The organism is Leadbetterella byssophila DSM 17132 (assembly GCF_000166395.1).
Classification (GTDB): Bacteria; Bacteroidota; Bacteroidia; order Cytophagales; family Spirosomataceae; genus Leadbetterella; species Leadbetterella byssophila.
This window is the reverse complement of sequence record NC_014655.1, coordinates 2,728,337-2,744,756: the sequence shown is the minus strand read 5'-3', so window position 1 is coordinate 2,744,756 and position 16,420 is coordinate 2,728,337. Positions and strand designations below refer to the sequence as shown.

The window sequence follows — 16,420 nt, the reverse complement described above, 5'->3', positions numbered from 1 at the left end:
GTCAGAGGAATTCAATACATTTGTAACATGGTATTAAGAACTGAGGATTTAGTTAAGAAATACGGCCAAAGACTGGTAAATGACCACGTGAGTTATCAGGTGGAGCAGGGGGAGATTGTAGGACTATTAGGCCCGAATGGTGCCGGTAAGACCACTTCCTTCTATATGGCTGTAGGTTTAGTGAAACCTAATTCCGGAAAGATCTGGTTAGATGATATTGATATTACTAAGTTGCCTATGTACAAGAGGGCGAAACTTGGTGTAGGATATTTAGCCCAGGAAGCTTCTGTCTTTAGAGATCTCAGCGTTCAGGACAATATCATAGGCGTGATGGAGCTGGCAAAGCCTGAGATGACGCAGGCTCAGCGGAGGGAAAAGATGGAAGAGTTATTGGAAGAGTTTTCTTTGACCCATGTAAGAAAGAACAAAGGGATGGTGCTTTCCGGTGGTGAAAGAAGGAGGACGGAGATTGCTCGAGCTTTAGCTGTGGATCCTAAGTTTATCCTATTGGATGAGCCATTTGCAGGGGTTGACCCTATTGCTGTGGAGGAGATTCAGGGTATAGTAGCGAAACTGAAGCATAGAAACATAGGCATCTTGATCACTGACCATAATGTAAATGAGACCCTGTCTATCACGGATAGAGCCTACCTGTTGTTTGAAGGGAAGATATTGAAACAAGGTACAGCTGAGGAATTGGCAGCTGACGAACAGGTTCGAAGGGTGTATCTAGGTACGCATTTCGAATTGAAGAGGAAGATATGAGGGGAAATACCATTTCAGCAAGTACATCAAGCTGACATTCTTAAACTTGTAGTTTTGACTAATTTTCTGATAGTTATAGGGTGGTGGGAGTCGCCTTCTGTCTGCTTTTGATGAACTAGCCTATTTTCTCCTAAGTGATGAGTATAATTTTGGGCATGAAGAGCATTTTTAGCCGCAACAGGGTATAGGAAGCCTTATGCTTCTCTCAGTCCTATCTTCAAGCCCTATTTAAATGAACTTTAGTACGGCGAAACCGCCCACAGACCTCTCTTATTCTTACGGGCTTCTTGCTGTAGGAGGATGAATTTGTCTGCATATTTTACGTTAGGAGCTACGGTCATGACGGTAGCATATCCTAATCGCACCAGCTCCGCATTGATCATGGTGCCGTCTTCCAGATAGACGTAGGCTAAGGTACGGCGATAGACGTCGTAGCGTTGCACATCGTATTCTAAGCGGACTTTCTTGCCTTTCAATCTAGCCTTAAGATAATCGCTGGCTTCTTTGCCGTAGTAGCCTATCTGTTTCTTTCCTGTATTTCTGGTTTCTGGAGCATCTATTCCTATCAGTCGGATCTTTTCTTCCGGTGGACTAACCCAAATGGTATCTCCGTCAACTACCCTTAGTACGGGTCTAATGTCAGCAGTGACCGGTAGGAGGAATAGGATGAAAGCGAATAGATTTTTCATAAAAAAAAAGAGATGCACACAGTGTATGCACCTCCGTAAACATAATCTCTAAAAATTATTTCTTTGCAGTAGAGTCAGCTGGAGTGCTGGTCTTTTTCACTTTAGATTTGTACTCTTCGTTCAAACCTTTAAGTACTTCCTGCGTAATGTCTAAATCTTCTTTCGCGTATAGTACACCACCACCTTTGGAGTAGCCGATAACCATGTCATAGCGATCAGATTTGTTGTAGTTTTTTAGGTACTCGTGAATATTGTTCAATAATTCATCTGTCTTTTTAGCTTGCTCTTGCTGTAAGTTGCCAGCGGCATTTTCTCTGTACAGCATGATGTCTTGCTCTTTCTTCTGAAGTGCTGCCTGTTGAGTAAGTGCTTGCTGTTCAGAAAGACCACCGGCTTGAACTCTTCTTTGGAATAAAGCTACCTCGTTTTGGAAAGACTGAGCCTTACGTTGTAACTCGTTTTCCAAGGCAAAGCTTTTGTTCTCAAATTCTTTAACGACATCCTTGTAGTATTCGTAGTTGTTCAATAAGGTATCTGTATTTACATACACAATTCTACCTGCAGGCTGACCCGCGTTACTGGTACTACCTCCTTTTTTTTCGCATGCCGTAAAAGCCAATCCTAGGCCTAAGAAAAGAGCAACAAATTTTTTCATATATAGGTTAATTATAAAAAAGTCTGCAAATATAATGATTTCTGCATAAAGAACTTAGAGGTTCAAAAAAAAGATGAAGGGAGGTATCCGCTTCATCTTTTGTTCTTACCATTTTAGGGGAACACTTACGAGTACATCGTCCCAGGAAATGATAAGTTCTTTATCGTCGTTGCTCTTGATGATCAGTTTCTCTTCAGGAGTAGATAGTTTCTTTACAGGCACTTTCACTTCTGCTACGTTTTTGTCTTTGATTTTTTCGTAACCAAAGGCTCCGAATTGTTTAAGTTCAGAGTTTAAGATCACCGTCCATTCCTTTTCTTCCGGAATACTGAACAAGGTATAGGTTCCCGCCTTAACAGGTTTTCCTCCGAAGTTTACATCTTTCTTAAAAGTGATTTCTGTAGCTGCATTAGCACCTGTTCTCCAAACTTTTCCGTACTGTTCTAGTCCTCCAAAGATGACGCGACCACGTTTAGAAGGCTGTCCATACTTTACAGTGATGTTAGCACTTTCAGAAGTAATGGTAGGGCTTTGTGGAGCTTTTCTTTCCTGAGCAAAAGCCGCAGTAGCAAACATAGCTAAAAATAAAACCAGTAGTTTTTTCATAACGTTGATTGATTATAATGGACCGAATATACACGGTCTATAAATAGAATAACGCAGGTTTTTATAGATTATTTTTTCTCTGCTAGCTGCTTGGCCATTTCTACGGGATCCGTTGGACTAGGATTGATTTCATCCGTTTCAATGAGACCGTCTCTTAGTCGGATGATCCTATGCGCATATCTGGCTATATCTTCTTCGTGCGTAACCATGATGATGGTATTTCCTTTTGAATGAATCTCGGCAAATAGCTGCATGATCTCATAAGACGTACGGGTATCTAGGTTACCTGTAGGTTCATCGGCCAAAAGGATAGAAGGATCATTCACCAGTGCGCGTGCTACGGCTACCCTCTGACGCTGGCCACCGGAAAGTTCATTGGGTTTATGATTGCTTCTGGTACCTAGGCCCACACTTTCCAGCACTTTCTGTGCTTTTTCTGAGCGATCCGCCTTGTTATATCCCGCATAGATCAAGGGTAGCGCCACATTTTCCAGGGAGGATTGGCGAGGCAAAAGGTTAAAGGTCTGGAATACGAATCCGATCTCCTTGTTTCTCACTTCAGCTAATTCATTTTCGCTCATGTCACTCACATCCTTTTGGTTCAGAATGTAGGTTCCGCTGGTAGGGGAGTCTAAACACCCTATGATATTCATCAAAGTAGATTTCCCGGAGCCGGATGGACCCATGAAGGCCACGTATTCTCCTTTTTTGATCGTAATAGATACTCCTTTTAGGGCATCTACTACTTCTGCTCCCATGATATATCTCTTCGTGATGTCTTTGGTTTCAATAATGGTCATACTGCCCAATTGTTCATTTTTCAAATCTACTTTCTTTTATTTAGGTTTTCATCAACTTTTCTATCAAAGTCCCATTTAAAGGATGGATGGTAAATAACAATTTCCGTTGGGGGCTTGGGTGATTTACTGTAAGTTTGTATTTTGACGCTATGAAGAGATATCTGAACACCCTCATTCAGGGAGGAACCCTAACCTTTGAAGAAGCTCTAGAGGCTTTGACTATGATAGCCACGGGTAATGCAGGGACGGCGCAGGCAGCAGCCTTTTTGATGGGTATTCAGCAAAAAGGGATCACCGCTGTAGAGCTGCGCGGTTTCCGACAAGGCATGCTAAACCTCGCGGTGGATCTCCATCTAGAGGATGCTATGGACGTGTGTGGTACGGGAGGTGACGGGAAAGATACTTTCAATATTTCTACAACTTCTGCCTTCATAGCTGCCGGTGCAGGAGTGAGAATAGCTAAGCACGGAAATCATGGAGTTAGTTCTGCCGTGGGTAGCAGTACTGTCTTAGAGCATCTGGGTGTAAAGTTTACCAATGACCCGGATCATCTCAAAAGGAAATTAGACGAGGCGGGAATATGCTATATGCATGCGCCGCTTTTTCATCCGGCTATGCGATACATCGCTCCGGTTCGTAAGGATTTGGGTGTCAAGACCTTCTTCAATATCTTAGGGCCCTTGATGAATCCTGCAAAGGTGCAGTGCCAGTTGACCGGAGTTTCAGACCTTAAAACCTTTGAGCTTTATAAGGAGCTATTCAGCTCTCAGGAGGGTAGATATGCGGTCATTCACGCACTTGATGGATATGATGAAGTATCTTTGACAGGTGGATTTAGACTTTGGAACCAGTCGGCAGATGAGATCTATCACCCCGCCCATTTGGGGCTGCCCGAAGTTCAGGCGGAGGATTTAGGAGGTGGAAATACGCTAGAGGATTCGGCGAATATTCTTATTGGAATCTTGCAAGGGAAGGGTACGGAAGCTCAGACCTCTGCGGTCTTGGCAAATGCCGGTTTGGCCATCAGTACGTATAAGGGAATATCCTTGGAAGAAGGAGTGGGGCAGGCCAGGGAATCCTTAGATTCAGGTAGAGCTTATCAAAGCTTTTTGGCACTAATAAAATAAAAAACATATGTATTCACTGGGATTTGTATCTGCTATCCTGCCGAATTATTCCCTCGAGCAGGTGTTAAAGTTTGCTTCTGAAAATCAGTTTGAATGTGTGGAGATCATGTGCTGGCCGGGTAACAGTGCAGATAAGCGCAGGTATGCGGGAGTTTGTCATATCGATGTGGATGATCCCGCTTTGGGTCATGCTGGAGAACTCCAAGAGAAATATGGAGTGAGGATTTCCGGTCTGGGTTACTATCCCAATCCTTTGGATCCGGATAAAGAAAAATCAGAGTTCTATATTGAGCATATCAAGAAGATCATTCGTGCGGCGAATAAATTGAATATCCCTGTAGTGAATACCTTTATAGGTAGGAATCCTCATTTGAACATGCCGGATAATCTGGCTTTGTTTGAAAAACTTTGGAAGCCTATCCTGGATGTAGCAGAACAGGAGCAAGTGAAAATAGGAATAGAAAACTGCCCTATGCTCTATACCTTAGACGAGTGGCCGGGAGGAAAGAATCTAGCAGTGTCTCCGGCAGTTTGGGATCATATGTTTAAGGTTTTTCCTACTCCTTTATTTGGTTTGAATTATGACCCTTCTCATCCCGTTTTGCAACGAATGGATGAGATTAAGCCTTTGTATCAATACAAAGACAGGCTGCACCATATCCATTTAAAGGATATCAAATTTGATCAAGAAAAGTTAGATAGAGTGGGCATGTTTGCCCTTCCTTCGGAATATCATTCCCCAAAACTACCCGGATTTGGAGATGTCCGCTGGAATGCCTTCTTCAGTGCATTGGGCGATATCAGATATAGGGGACCTTTAGTGATAGAGGTAGAAGACCGGGCATATGAAGGTTCTCCGGAAGATGTGGAGGCCGGAATTAGGACGGCTAGAAACTATATAAAACAATTTCTGCCCTGAGAATTCAGGGCAGAAGCTGCATTATTTCAATGAATTGATGTAAGTCGCGATCTTTTCCAAATCTCCTTGCGGCACATGAGACATAGGCGGCATAGGGGCTGGGTAGTCCGGCCAGTTCTCCGCTTTAGGACTCTTGATCAGTGAGATCATCTTAGCATTGGTATACTTTCTCTTTGCTATCTCCTTAAAAGAAGGCCCTATCATTTTCTTCTCCGGATCATGGCAGGAGAGACAGGTATGTTTTTGTAGCAAAGGTTTCACGCTGGCAAAGGTAGGAGCTGCGGGCTGTTTGGCAACTGCAGGTTGGTTCTTGCCATCAGGCGATACGGTAGTCGGGGTGGTTTTGGCGGGAGCAGGAGTCTTACTGGCTACCGCTGTACCCTTGATTTCCGTAGCGCTTAATTTTTGACCATCAGGAATATGGTTCAAGGTATAATATACTGTAGGATGTACCAAAGACCAGGCATTTTGCTCTGCTCTGATACCTTCTAGATTGAGCTCGTGTATGAAATAAGGTCTTAGGCCATCTATCACTATACGTAGTTTCTTCCTATCAGCGCTCAATTTAACTCCTTTCACCTTTAGGTTTTTATCGTGAATCTGAGGGGAGCCATATACAGGATGATGCTTGTAAATGAAGGATCTTACGGAATAGGAGTTTAGGTTTTCAGCCGACTTTTGATCTATGGGCATAGTAAACTCTATCTCAAATCCATCCGGCATAGCTTTACAGGTCAGCATTTCGAAAGGTATTTTACCGTTCCAAATGAGCCTTTGGAAGCCTTGAGCTGCATCACCGGCAGAGCCCCATCCTCTGTTTGTTTCTCCCACAAACATGGATCCATCCGGAGCAAAGGTCATTCTAAGGACACCACTTTGGAAGCCGGAACGGAAATCCCAGGCTGCCCCTTGATATTCTCCATTCACTTTTTCCAGGAATACGCGCATGATCTTGGATTGGCCTTGATCTCCTACAAACACCTGTCCACTAAACGGTCCGAAATCTCCACCTGTATGGTCTACCAGGATTTCAGAGTTTGAAATGCCTAGGATTCCGTGAGGTAACCACACGGCCGGAGGCTGGACATTAGGGAACTTGGATTTAAGTTCGTAAAAGGTTTGAGGTACTTCCTCTACTTTGTTTTCTGGTTTGAGGATGTTTCCGGAAGCATCTCTTTCTCTTCTTACATCTCTTTCTTTATAGAATTCATCTTCTGTGAATCCTACCAGATCCTGTACTTCTTTCCAGCGCAAGCTAGCAGGGTTTCCGTAGAACTTGCCTTTTTGAACGTGCCAAAGACCACCTGAGCCTATCCAGTCGCCTTGATTGTCTGTATAGAAAAGTTCACCGTCAATCATACCTAGACCGGCCGGGGAACGTACACCGGCAGCATATAGTTCTAGCTGTCCGTCTTCTGAAACTTTAAAGATGGTGCCTCGGGTTTTGGCTCTGGATTCTCCTCTCCACCATTCTATATCTCCAAAGGCAACGTTCCCACTGACAAAGAATTTACCATCAGAAGCTAATTTTGGTCCGAAACTATATTCATGGTAATGTCCTGAAATATCCCATGCATGGATGGTCTCGTACTTGTCTGCTTTACCGTCACCGTTTGAGTCTGTAAGTTTAGTAAGTTCTCCTCTCTGTGCGCAGTATAGGGATCCGTCTTTGTATAATAAACCTAATATCTCGTGTAGTCCTGAAGCAAATTTCCTAAAATACGGTTTAGTGGAGGTAGGATTATCTACTATCCAGATATCTCCTCTTCGGGTAGATAGTGCCACGGAACCATTGGGTAACATTTCTACTCCCCCCACTTCCAGAAGGATTCCTTCAGGAACAGGTAGGGTTATGATCTTATAAAAATCCTCTTCTTTCGGCGATTCTTGAGCGAAGGAGCTGGCACTGAAAAGAAGGAGGCTTGCTATTAATATCTTCTTCATGATTAAAAAATAATGGAGTATTGAATAAGTTGGCTTTGTGGACGTACTACTATTTCCTTGCCGTCCTTGATCTTGGCATCCAGGCCTTTGTCCACTTTGATAAAGTACTTTTTATCATCGACTGAAAAGAGGTTCTTCTCAATTTCCACGATTTTTTCCCCGGTAGCTAAGCGGGCTAGAAGTGCTGCATCTTTGGATAGTTTGATTTTTCTATCTAAGTATTTACCCTCTACTATACGTACTTGATCTTCTACTTCAGTACCGGCTATTTTGTAACGGAAGGTAGGTAGATCATTCTGATCAAGTTGGTAACCCAATGGTTTATACCCTGTTCCTACTGTGTCTGACCAAGAGTTTCCGTTTGTTAGAAGGAGGTCGTAGTTGAATTTTGTGAGGGAGCCTAAGGGTTTGGAAGATCCGTCACCTCTATCGTGCCACATAGGCGTAGTGTCAAGAAAATCCCCTTTCCATGCTTGGATGACTGCGCCTTTGTCCAGATCATAGGTATAGTGAATTCCGTCAGGCGAACCTACGTTTACGGCATGTACTATTCTTTTTTTCTGGTCAAAATCCATGAAGCTGCGAAGAATGATTGGAGTTTCAGCTTTCACAAGGATAGGATCATCAGGTTTGGAGGCTATCACAGAACTGCTAGCATGATGTGGTGTTAGGCGGAAGCCTGGTCCGGCCGACCAAAAACCGAGAGCCGGTTTTATCCAGTTATCCCTTTTGTTATTGAAGATCTCGAAGCTGTGATCCCCTTTTTTAAGGTTTAAGGTAACGCTTCTGGTTCCTCCTCTCATCCAGACATTAGGTTGAACCATTTGTCCATCGATTTTCAGGTAGCTGTGTCCTCCTAATTGAGTAACAAAAGTATATTCTCCGTCCTCAGGTGCAGTATAGGTACCGTTGATGAAGAAGACATAGTCGTTCGGATTTTTAGTCACTTCCCAAGTGATATCATCGGTTTTACCTTGGGCATCCATCTTTACTTTAGAAAGGTCAGCGTCATGCATATAACTTCCGTAGTAAGTCTTGTAGCTAAGGTTACTGATGGTGCCCGGCTTTTTATTGAAATTCGTAATGTTAAGGTTTCGGAAGGCTACGGCACCGTGGTCACCCTGAAAACGTAAAGGGGAAGATGCCACTTCATTTTCTTCTATAGGGCCGCCTGTGGGACCACTCAATTCCACGTTTTCATGAATCAAAAGGCCGTTTAGCTTCACATAGATAAATTTGGCGTTACTTATCTTTTTGCCATTAGCATCAAACCTTGGGGCCTGGAAGGAGATTTGGATATTGTTCCAAAGGCCCGGAGCTTTATACGCATTGAATCTAGGGGCAAATCCTTCGTACTGATTACCGGTTTTAACATCTCTCCTTTGGTAGATTCCGCCGCAGTCGCTGTACTTCGGTGTTTTGACACCCCAGCTATCGAAGAGTTGGACTTCATATCTGCCCATCAGATAGATGCCTGAATTGGAACCTACACCTAGCATAAAATCCAGAGAGAGATCAATGTCTCCGTAGGATTCTTTGGTGAACAAGTCAAATTTGTCACCGTACTCCTTGCTGTCGTGTTTACAGACGAGTACACCGGTGCCGGATTGAGTAGTCAGGGTGTTTTTCTGGTTTAAAGGTGCATTAACATCTCCTACTATGCTCCAATTAGAACTTTGACTATTAAAAAAGGAGAGGTCGTTGAGGGGGATTTGGCTTTGTGCGGCAAGTGGTACCCACCACAAAAGGCTCAAAAGGATCTTTTTCATTACATCATCTTTAGGTTGGAGTGCAAAAATAAAGAAGATTATTCCAAATAACCGACTGCCCTTTTCCCTATTTTTGGTTTTTATAAATCCTTTGACAAATGAGAATAAACATTTTATGGTTCTTCCTTATCCTTGCGGTCTCCTGTAGGCCATCCCTTATCTCCACACCTTCACCTGTAGGCCCTACGCCCTCTACTAAGCAATTGGAGTGGCACGAACTGGAAACCTATGCTTTCATTCATTTTACCACGAACACTTTTACCGGCAAGGAATGGGGATATGGAGACGAATCTCCTTCCATCTTCAATCCTACAAATACCAATGTAGACCAGTGGGTCCGCACCTTAAAGAATACCGGATTTAAGGCGGTAATTCTCACTGCGAAGCACCATGACGGCTTTTGTTTATGGCCAAGTAAATATACCAAACACAGCATTGCGGCGAGTCCTTATAAAAAAGGGAAAGGGGATCTCGTGAAGGAAGTTGCCCAAGCTTGCAAGAAACATGGTCTGAAGTTTGGACTCTATTTATCTCCTTGGGATAGGAACAGGGAGGATTATGGCTCACCTTCTTATGTGACCTATTATAGGAATCAGTTAAAGGAGCTTTTTGAAAACTATGGTCCTGTATTTGAGATGTGGTTTGACGGAGCTAATGGAGGAGACGGTTACTATGGGGGAGCAAAGGAGAAGAGGAGGATAGATGGAAAGACGTATTACGACTGGCCGGGCACTATTTCCATGGTGAGAAACATGGAACCTAATATCTTGTTTTTTAGTGACGCGGGGCCGGACATCCGCTGGGTAGGCAATGAAAGGGGAATAGCGGGGGAGACCAACTGGAACACCATTAGTCCGGACACCTTGTATGCAGGAAAGGCGGGGATAGAAAGTTTATTAAACACGGGTCATGAAAACGGTACTTCTTGGATTCCGGCAGAGGTAGATGTATCCATTCGCCCGGGTTGGTTTTATCATGCGGAAGAAGACGGAAAGGTTAAGACGCCAGAAGAGCTGTTTGACATTTATTTAACGTCTGTAGGTAGAGGTTCCAATCTACTTTTGAACATACCTCCAGATAGAAGAGGTTTGCTTCACGAAAAGGATGTAGAGCATCTGGAAGGATTTCATGCCTTGCTTAAAGAGAGATTGGGACATAATTACCTTAGAAAAGCTAGGGTTAAGGCAGATAAATCTTTGGATAAGACGCAAAGGCCTTTATATCTGGTAGATGGAAAGAAGGATACCTTTTGGGCAGCAGAGGATAAGCAAGCAGAGATTGAAATCTCTTTGAACAAACCTCAGGAATTGAAGTACATAACCTTACAAGAGCATATTGCTTTAGGCCAAAGGGTGAAATCCTTTGAGGTGGAGGTAAACGATGGAAACAGATGGGTAACGGTAGGAAGGGGAACAACTATTGGTTATAAACGTATCCTAAAGATCCAGCCCATTACGGCTAAGAAGATTAGGATACGTATTTTAGATGCCAAAGGTCCGGCGGTATTGAACGAGATTAGCGCGAGCTAAATGCTTTTAATCCTGCTTGGATCATAGGATCTGTAGGATTGATCACCTGATAGTACTCATTGTTAAGTGCATTTCCATTCCAAATGTGTCTGGCAATGAGTGCTTTCAAAGTTTCCTGGATGTATTTCTTAGACTTTTGGAAGCTCGCTTCTTTGTAGCGGGCTTTACTTTTGCTAGCTAGTGCATTGAAGTCTGAGAGAATAGCCTCATTCACTTGGAAATTCTTTAAAAAATGTTCAAAACCTTTCTTCTGCAATTCTGCTCCATGCTTTTCAGCGTAGGTCATGGCGAACTCCTTGAACACGTTTCTACTGAAAAGTTCTAGCAGATAATCCGTATAGAAAGAAGTGTCTTGAGGTACAAATACATCTGGAGTAATACCGCCGCCTCCATAAACGGTTCTTCCGGCTTTGGTCTTGTATTTTAATTTCTCATTGTTCTTGATGCTGTCTGCCACGAACATTTCCTGATGGTTATAGCGTTCAAGGAAGTCTTCGTAGTAACCTTGCTGGTTCCCTAGCTCATAGGGTCTTTGGATACTTCTGCCTGATGGGATATAGTATCTGGAGATGGTGAGTCGAAGTTCAGAACCGTCTGACAGTTGGATTGGAACCTGCACTAAACCTTTACCAAAGGTCCTTCTCCCCACCACGGTAGCACGGTCATAGTCTTGTAGTGCGCCACTAACGATCTCCGCTGCGGAGGCTGAGCCTTCGTCTACGAGGACTACTATCTTTCCTTTTTCGAAGATTCCATCTTTCCCGGCTTTGATTTCATAGTTATTAGATGCGTCTTTTCCTTTGGTATAGACGATCACCCCATTCCCCGGCACCAGTTCATCTACCATATTAGTGGCTCTGTCCATGTAACCGCCCGGGTTTCCTCTAAGGTCTAAAAGGAGTTTGTCCATGCCTTGGCCTTTCAGGTTTTTCAAGTGAGTAACAAACTCTTCGTAGGTACTTTCAGAGAATCTGTTCACTTTGATATATCCGGTTTGAGGGGCTATCATGTAGGCTGCATCAATAGAGAAAGTAGGGATTTTGTCTCTTTTCACCTGGAAGGTCATAGGTGAAGAAACTCCCTTTCTTTTAACTACGATTTTGACGGTTGAGCCACGTGGACCTCTTAGGGTTTGATAGACTAAGTTCGTATTGAGGGTTTTCCCGGTTAAACTTACGGTGTCTGCTTTAAGAATGATATCTCCTGCTTTGATGCCTATGGCTTCAGAAGGACCTCCGGAAAGTGGGGTAACCACATATAGGGAGTCATTGAAGATATTGAATTCTACTCCGATTCCGTCAAATCCGGTGCCTAGATCTGCGCTAGCCAATTGCGCATCTTGAGGAGGAAGAAGTACGGTATGGGGATCAAGTTTTTCTAACATCTTGTCCAGGGCGTACATTTCCAGTGAATCTATGTTCACCTCGTCCACATAACTCTTTTTGATGTTCATGAGGACTTCCCTGTACCTGTTGCCTAGTGAACCTGCTCCAGGGGTAGCTTTTGAACCAAAGAACTTGGCACCTAAGAAAATACCTACCGCTAAGGAGAGGCAAATGACTAAAGGGGAAGCTATGTTTTGCTTACTGTTTTTATATTCCATTCAAATTTCGACTGACCACGTTCTGTAAACGTAAGTCATCTTCTTTAAGTTTTACACTTTTATGATCATTTTTTCTTTTCTAAGGTAGAGGAGTACCAAAGACCAGAAGGATACATGTACCAAAGCAAATAGCAGGGAGGAGTTTCTGGGATCTTCAAATAGCGGAACAATGCCGTTCTTGTAGAAAGCAGAAAGCAGGGCTTGGTCATTCACCTTTATCATGTTTAATGCACGCGGGAGAATTCCTGCACCAAAGAAAACGATGATAGGGTTTACTCCCCACATCACCAAAAAGGAAGTCAAGGCGTTTAGGGGTTTTCCGTCTACCACAAATCCTAACAAGCTGACGATGATACTTCCTAAGCCTGCTGTTAAAAGCACGAACGAACTGGTCCAAAGAGCTTTGTTAATGGGGAAGAAGGTAGACCACGCCAGTCCACAAATCAGTAGGATCACCCCTGTTAGGAGTAGTTTTTTCTTGTCTTCTCTTAAGAATACTCCGGCCCAAGCCCCCAGTAGACAAGAGATGATAGCAGGAAGAGTACTTAGTACGCCTTCGGGATCCCAGGGTTTAGAACTGCTCCAAACGTGATCACCTAGTACAATACTGTCTATCCATGCGGGTAGATTCTCTCCTTTTTCGAAGCCGGTCACCCCTGATCCGGGTACCGGTATGTAAGCTAATAGTAGCCAATAGATCACAAGTACGCTAAGACCAATGCCCCACTGCACACGAAGTGAAAAGGCCAGGTATAGAATGGCTGCAAAGAAGTAAACCGTACCTAAGCGCTGCAATACTCCGGGGATTCTTACCTGTGCGAAATGCGGCAAACCGCTATAGGCTAGTGCCAGCATCAGGCCTAAGAGGGCTAAAGCGGTGTACAGTTTGATCTTAGTGGGGAAGTTTCCCATCAATAGGAATCCCACGAATCCGGTGATCATCAGACGGAAGAGTAGGAGGGTGATTCCCTGTGCGTTTCCAAACTCTATTTTGCTAAAGAAATTCAAGAAAAGACCCAGTGCGATCAGACGTGCAGAGCGAGCTAGAATCTTCAAAAAGTCATCCTTGCTGAGTCCACTTCCAGGTTTCATGGAAAAGGGTAAGGCCATACCCATGGCGAAAACGAAGAAGGGGAATACGAGGTCTGTAGGTGTCCATCCGTGCCATTCTGCGTGGAGAAGGGGGGCGTAAACGTTCGACCAGTCGCCCGGATTATTCACCGTTATCATTAGAATCATGGTTAGTCCACGGAACACATCCAGTGAAACTATTCTTTGTTTTGCCAATGTCATGCTATTAAATTGCTATAAATATAAGAACACCTTGAAAAAAATACTGCTATTCTTCGTTTTAGGGCTACTTTTTACTGCTTGTAAAATCCAAAAACTGGAGAAATCTCTCCCGAAACATGCATTTTCGGGGGTGTTGATAAAGGAAGGGAAGTCGGGGAAGGTGCTTTTTGCGAAAAATGCTCACAAGCCCTTTGTCCCTGCATCGAACACAAAAATCCTGAGCATGTATGCTGCGCTGGAAATGCTTCCAGATACGCTGCCGGCTTTTCGATATTGGATAAAGGGAGATACCACGTTTCTGATGGGTACGGGTGATCCTACTTTGCTACATCCTGATTTTCCTAAAAATCCTGCTTGGGAAATACTAGAACAGGCGAAGGTGATCGTGTATTCGGATAAGAACCTGCATCAAGAGCGCTATGGTGCGGGTTGGTCTTGGGACGACTATAACGACTATTATCAAGCGGAGATCAATGCTTTGCCACTTTATGGAAATGTAGTGCGGGTAAAGGGAGAAGATTGGCTGCCATCTTATTTTAAAGGAGGAGTAGTAAAAGCAGAGCGGTCCAACGTAAAGAGGGCGGAACATGAGAATGTATTTTACGCACCTCAGGTTTTAAACAGAACGCAGGAGGTGCCCTTTAGGACCAGTTCTCACTTGGTAGTGGACTTACTGAAAGACACCTTGAAAAGGGAGGTGATCTATAGGAGAGTAGATTTAGATCCCAATTATAAAACCGCATGGGGCTTGCCGAAGGACACTGTTATACGGAGGATGATGCAGCCTTCTGATAACCATTTAGCGGAGCAATTGTTACTCATGGCCGGAGGGGCAGACACGCTTTCAAGCAGTAAGAGCATAGAAAAGGTTAAGGCTAAACTATTCGAAGAATTTCCGAAACCTTATGTTTGGAAGGATGGCTCGGGCTTGTCCAGATATAACTTATTTACTCCGGCATTTATGGTGCATTTGTTGGAAGAGATGTATAAGAAATACCCAACTGACCAACTTTTCTCCTACATGAGTGTAGGAGGCAAAGCCGGAACCTTAAGGAACAAATATAAGGGGGAGCTACCTTATGTTTTTGCCAAAACGGGTTCCATGAGTGGAGTATATAACGAGTCAGGTTATTTTATTAATAGAAAGGGTAAGATTCTGGTGTACAGTGTACTGAAGAACAATTTTACGGAGTCCGTATCTGAGAATGGTGCAGCAACCATGGAGTGGATGAACCGGTGGAGGTAGGTTTAATCTTCCATGCTCGTAATCTCACCCTGTTCATAGCATAACCAAACCTCAATACGATAGATAAGGTATGTACGAAGCCAAAGATCATCATTGTGGTTAGAAGTATTGCCTAGCTCATAGCAGAACCCTTTCCTAGTCTGCACGGTGAGGTAACTATAGACGATTTAGTTTACTCTTCTTTGACCGGATTCGCGCCTAGCTCATCGAAGAACCTAACCTACCCTGCACGGAGCTGTAACCATAAAAGCTTTTGCTTTAAATAGCCTTATGGTATATTCAAGAAAAGAGACTGCCTCCACTTCTTTAACCTTTTAGAATCTGAACAGAATGTAAGGAATTTGCTCATTATTATGAGTCTTATAGCCAGTATGTCCAGTCTGGAGAAAAGATGAAGAAAGGTTATCACTTACCTAAACCATATAAGATGAAGGTATTATTAAAGCAGACAGTAGGAATTGATGTTGCACAAAATGAATTAGTTGTATCGCTTGGTAGGATGGATGAACAGATCAGCATAGAAGTCTATGTCTACAAAGTATTTCCCAATACTAAAAAAGGGTTTTCAAGTCTTGTCGCGTGGGTAAATAAACAGACATCAACTAGAACCGGTATGTAATGGAAGCAACAGGAGTTTACCATGAATCCTTAGCCTACTATCTATACAGTATTCGAAAACAAGTCAGCATCGTTTTGCCAAACAAGATCAGTAATTATGCAAAAACACTTGACATAAAAACTATTACTGATAAGAGCGCTTCACAAGCTATGGCTAGATTTGGTTTGGAAAGGCAATTGGAAGTGTGGCAACCTCCTTTAAAAATATTTAAAGATTTGAGACAGCTTTGTCGGGAACGGGAGCAGCTTGTACATGAGCGTACAATGTTGAAAAATCAACTGCACGCAGAACGTACTTCTGCAACTTCAAGTGAAAGCTCAGTTAATCGAACTAAAAACAGAATAGCTCTTATTGATTTGCAGGAAATTAGAGGCGAAATTGCTATCCTCATCAAAGGAGATATAACTCTAGTAGAAAAGATGAAAATAGTATCTTCAATTCCGGGAAGAGGAAATCTGACTGCTGTAACAATTATCGCCGAAACCAACGGATTCGAGTTAATAAAGAATAAAAGACAGTTGGTTAGTTATGCAGGATTAGATGTAAGAGAAAAGACATCTGGAACTTCAGTGAAATCCAAACCCCGAATATCCAAGCGTGGTAATCGGAATTTAAGGAAAGTAATGCACTTTCCTGCACTGGCTGCAATAAGAACCGATGAAAGGTTTAGAGATATTTTCTTAAGAATAGTTTCAAGGCATGGAATTAAAATGAAAGCTATAGTTGCCATCCAAAGAAAACTGCTGGAACTGACTTTTATCTTATGGGAAAATAATTCCTATTATAATTCAGAGCACGAGTATCAAATTATTCCATTTCAGGAAGTATCATTATAAAAAAGGGGAAGTTTATAAGT

15 protein-coding genes are annotated in these 16,420 nt (G+C 43.1%); 7 read left to right on the top strand and 8 right to left on the bottom strand.

Annotation, left to right across the window (positions count from 1 at the left end; genetic code table 11):
* The first annotated feature begins 27 nt into the window (after window positions 1-27).
* Window positions 28-765 (top strand): LPS export ABC transporter ATP-binding protein, encoded by a 738-nt coding sequence (lptB, locus tag LBYS_RS12430; protein WP_013409201.1) that lies wholly within the window; start codon window positions 28-30, stop codon window positions 763-765.
* Between the two features lie 239 nt (window positions 766-1,004).
* Here the strand turns inward: lptB and LBYS_RS12425 are convergent, their stop codons facing one another.
* The 4 genes from LBYS_RS12425 to LBYS_RS12410 form a co-directional block, all read right to left on the bottom strand.
* Window positions 1,005-1,454 carry a thermonuclease family protein gene (locus LBYS_RS12425; RefSeq protein WP_013409200.1) on the bottom strand — a complete coding sequence of 150 codons (450 nt, stop codon included), beginning with the start codon at window positions 1,452-1,454 and terminating at the stop codon, window positions 1,005-1,007.
* A gap of 55 nt (window positions 1,455-1,509) precedes the next feature.
* Entirely contained in the window at window positions 1,510-2,109 is a 600-nt protein-coding gene (locus LBYS_RS12420) for an OmpH/Skp family outer membrane protein (protein WP_013409199.1), read from the bottom strand.
* A gap of 105 nt (window positions 2,110-2,214) precedes the next feature.
* Complete coding sequence (locus tag LBYS_RS12415; protein WP_013409198.1) at window positions 2,215-2,715, bottom strand: DUF2911 domain-containing protein; 501 nt, start codon at window positions 2,713-2,715, stop codon at window positions 2,215-2,217.
* A gap of 68 nt (window positions 2,716-2,783) precedes the next feature.
* Window positions 2,784-3,515, bottom strand: a complete 732-nt coding sequence (locus LBYS_RS12410; RefSeq protein ID WP_041823690.1) for an ABC transporter ATP-binding protein — start codon at window positions 3,513-3,515, stop codon at window positions 2,784-2,786.
* Between the two features lie 149 nt (window positions 3,516-3,664).
* On the opposite strand from LBYS_RS12410, the gene trpD reads away from it, so the two are divergent.
* Together trpD and LBYS_RS12400 are read left to right on the top strand one after the other, a co-directional pair.
* Window positions 3,665-4,642: an anthranilate phosphoribosyltransferase gene (gene trpD / locus LBYS_RS12405; protein ID WP_013409196.1), complete on the top strand. Its 978-nt coding sequence runs from the start codon at window positions 3,665-3,667 to the stop codon at window positions 4,640-4,642.
* Window positions 4,643-4,649: 7 nt separating this feature from the next.
* Window positions 4,650-5,561 (top strand): sugar phosphate isomerase/epimerase family protein, encoded by a 912-nt coding sequence (locus LBYS_RS12400; RefSeq protein WP_013409195.1) that lies wholly within the window; start codon window positions 4,650-4,652, stop codon window positions 5,559-5,561.
* 21 nt (window positions 5,562-5,582) lie between these two features.
* Here the strand turns inward: LBYS_RS12400 and LBYS_RS12395 are convergent, their stop codons facing one another.
* Both LBYS_RS12395 and LBYS_RS12390 read right to left on the bottom strand, forming a co-directional pair.
* Window positions 5,583-7,505: a membrane protein gene (locus LBYS_RS12395; RefSeq protein WP_013409194.1), complete on the bottom strand. Its 1,923-nt coding sequence runs from the start codon at window positions 7,503-7,505 to the stop codon at window positions 5,583-5,585.
* Between the two features lie 2 nt (window positions 7,506-7,507).
* Complete coding sequence (locus tag LBYS_RS12390) at window positions 7,508-9,274, bottom strand: 3-keto-alpha-glucoside-1,2-lyase-like domain-containing protein (RefSeq protein ID WP_013409193.1); 1,767 nt, start codon at window positions 9,272-9,274, stop codon at window positions 7,508-7,510.
* A gap of 98 nt (window positions 9,275-9,372) precedes the next feature.
* Here LBYS_RS12390 and LBYS_RS12385 point away from each other — a divergent pair, with 98 nt between their 5' ends.
* The gene (locus LBYS_RS12385) at window positions 9,373-10,803 is read left to right on the top strand and encodes an alpha-L-fucosidase (RefSeq protein ID WP_013409192.1); all 1,431 of its coding nucleotides are present in this window, start codon (window positions 9,373-9,375) and stop codon (window positions 10,801-10,803) included.
* On the opposite strand, the gene LBYS_RS12380 is transcribed toward LBYS_RS12385, so the two are convergent.
* Together LBYS_RS12380 and LBYS_RS12375 are read right to left on the bottom strand one after the other, a co-directional pair.
* Window positions 10,790-12,406 (bottom strand): S41 family peptidase, encoded by a 1,617-nt coding sequence (locus tag LBYS_RS12380; RefSeq protein WP_013409191.1) that lies wholly within the window; start codon window positions 12,404-12,406, stop codon window positions 10,790-10,792. The genes LBYS_RS12385 and LBYS_RS12380 overlap by 14 nt on opposite strands.
* Before the next feature lie 51 nt (window positions 12,407-12,457).
* Window positions 12,458-13,699: an acyltransferase family protein gene (locus LBYS_RS12375; protein ID WP_013409190.1), complete on the bottom strand. Its 1,242-nt coding sequence runs from the start codon at window positions 13,697-13,699 to the stop codon at window positions 12,458-12,460.
* A gap of 31 nt (window positions 13,700-13,730) precedes the next feature.
* Between LBYS_RS12375 and LBYS_RS12370 the strand changes: the two genes are divergently transcribed.
* The 3 genes from LBYS_RS12370 (at window position 13,731) to LBYS_RS12365 (ending at window position 16,400) form a co-directional block, all read left to right on the top strand.
* Complete coding sequence (locus LBYS_RS12370) at window positions 13,731-14,945, top strand: D-alanyl-D-alanine carboxypeptidase/D-alanyl-D-alanine-endopeptidase (RefSeq protein WP_013409189.1); 1,215 nt, start codon at window positions 13,731-13,733, stop codon at window positions 14,943-14,945.
* A 427-nt stretch (window positions 14,946-15,372) separates the two neighbouring features.
* Window positions 15,373-15,564: a hypothetical protein gene (locus LBYS_RS19675; RefSeq protein WP_229310419.1), complete on the top strand. Its 192-nt coding sequence runs from the start codon at window positions 15,373-15,375 to the stop codon at window positions 15,562-15,564.
* Entirely contained in the window at window positions 15,564-16,400 is an 837-nt protein-coding gene (locus LBYS_RS12365; RefSeq protein ID WP_229310418.1) for an IS110 family RNA-guided transposase, read from the top strand. The genes LBYS_RS19675 and LBYS_RS12365 overlap by 1 nt, the downstream gene beginning before the upstream one ends.
* The last annotated feature ends 20 nt before the right edge of the window (window positions 16,401-16,420 follow it).

Coding starts and splice junctions, on each gene's coding strand:
- lptB (WP_013409201.1), top strand. CDS start 28: ATGGTATTAAGAACTGAGGATTTAGTTAAGAAATACGGCCAAAGACTG.
- LBYS_RS12425 (WP_013409200.1), bottom strand. CDS start 1,454: ATGAAAAATCTATTCGCTTTCATCCTATTCCTCCTACCGGTCACTGCT.
- LBYS_RS12420 (WP_013409199.1), bottom strand. CDS start 2,109: ATGAAAAAATTTGTTGCTCTTTTCTTAGGCCTAGGATTGGCTTTTACG.
- LBYS_RS12415 (WP_013409198.1), bottom strand. CDS start 2,715: ATGAAAAAACTACTGGTTTTATTTTTAGCTATGTTTGCTACTGCGGCT.
- LBYS_RS12410 (WP_041823690.1), bottom strand. CDS start 3,515: ATGACCATTATTGAAACCAAAGACATCACGAAGAGATATATCATGGGA.
- trpD (WP_013409196.1), top strand. CDS start 3,665: ATGAAGAGATATCTGAACACCCTCATTCAGGGAGGAACCCTAACCTTT.
- LBYS_RS12400 (WP_013409195.1), top strand. CDS start 4,650: ATGTATTCACTGGGATTTGTATCTGCTATCCTGCCGAATTATTCCCTC.
- LBYS_RS12395 (WP_013409194.1), bottom strand. CDS start 7,505: ATGAAGAAGATATTAATAGCAAGCCTCCTTCTTTTCAGTGCCAGCTCC.
- LBYS_RS12390 (WP_013409193.1), bottom strand. CDS start 9,274: ATGAAAAAGATCCTTTTGAGCCTTTTGTGGTGGGTACCACTTGCCGCA.
- LBYS_RS12385 (WP_013409192.1), top strand. CDS start 9,373: ATGAGAATAAACATTTTATGGTTCTTCCTTATCCTTGCGGTCTCCTGT.
- LBYS_RS12380 (WP_013409191.1), bottom strand. CDS start 12,406: ATGGAATATAAAAACAGTAAGCAAAACATAGCTTCCCCTTTAGTCATT.
- LBYS_RS12375 (WP_013409190.1), bottom strand. CDS start 13,699: ATGACATTGGCAAAACAAAGAATAGTTTCACTGGATGTGTTCCGTGGA.
- LBYS_RS19675 (WP_229310419.1), top strand. CDS start 15,373: ATGAAGGTATTATTAAAGCAGACAGTAGGAATTGATGTTGCACAAAAT.
- LBYS_RS12365 (WP_229310418.1), top strand. CDS start 15,564: ATGGAAGCAACAGGAGTTTACCATGAATCCTTAGCCTACTATCTATAC.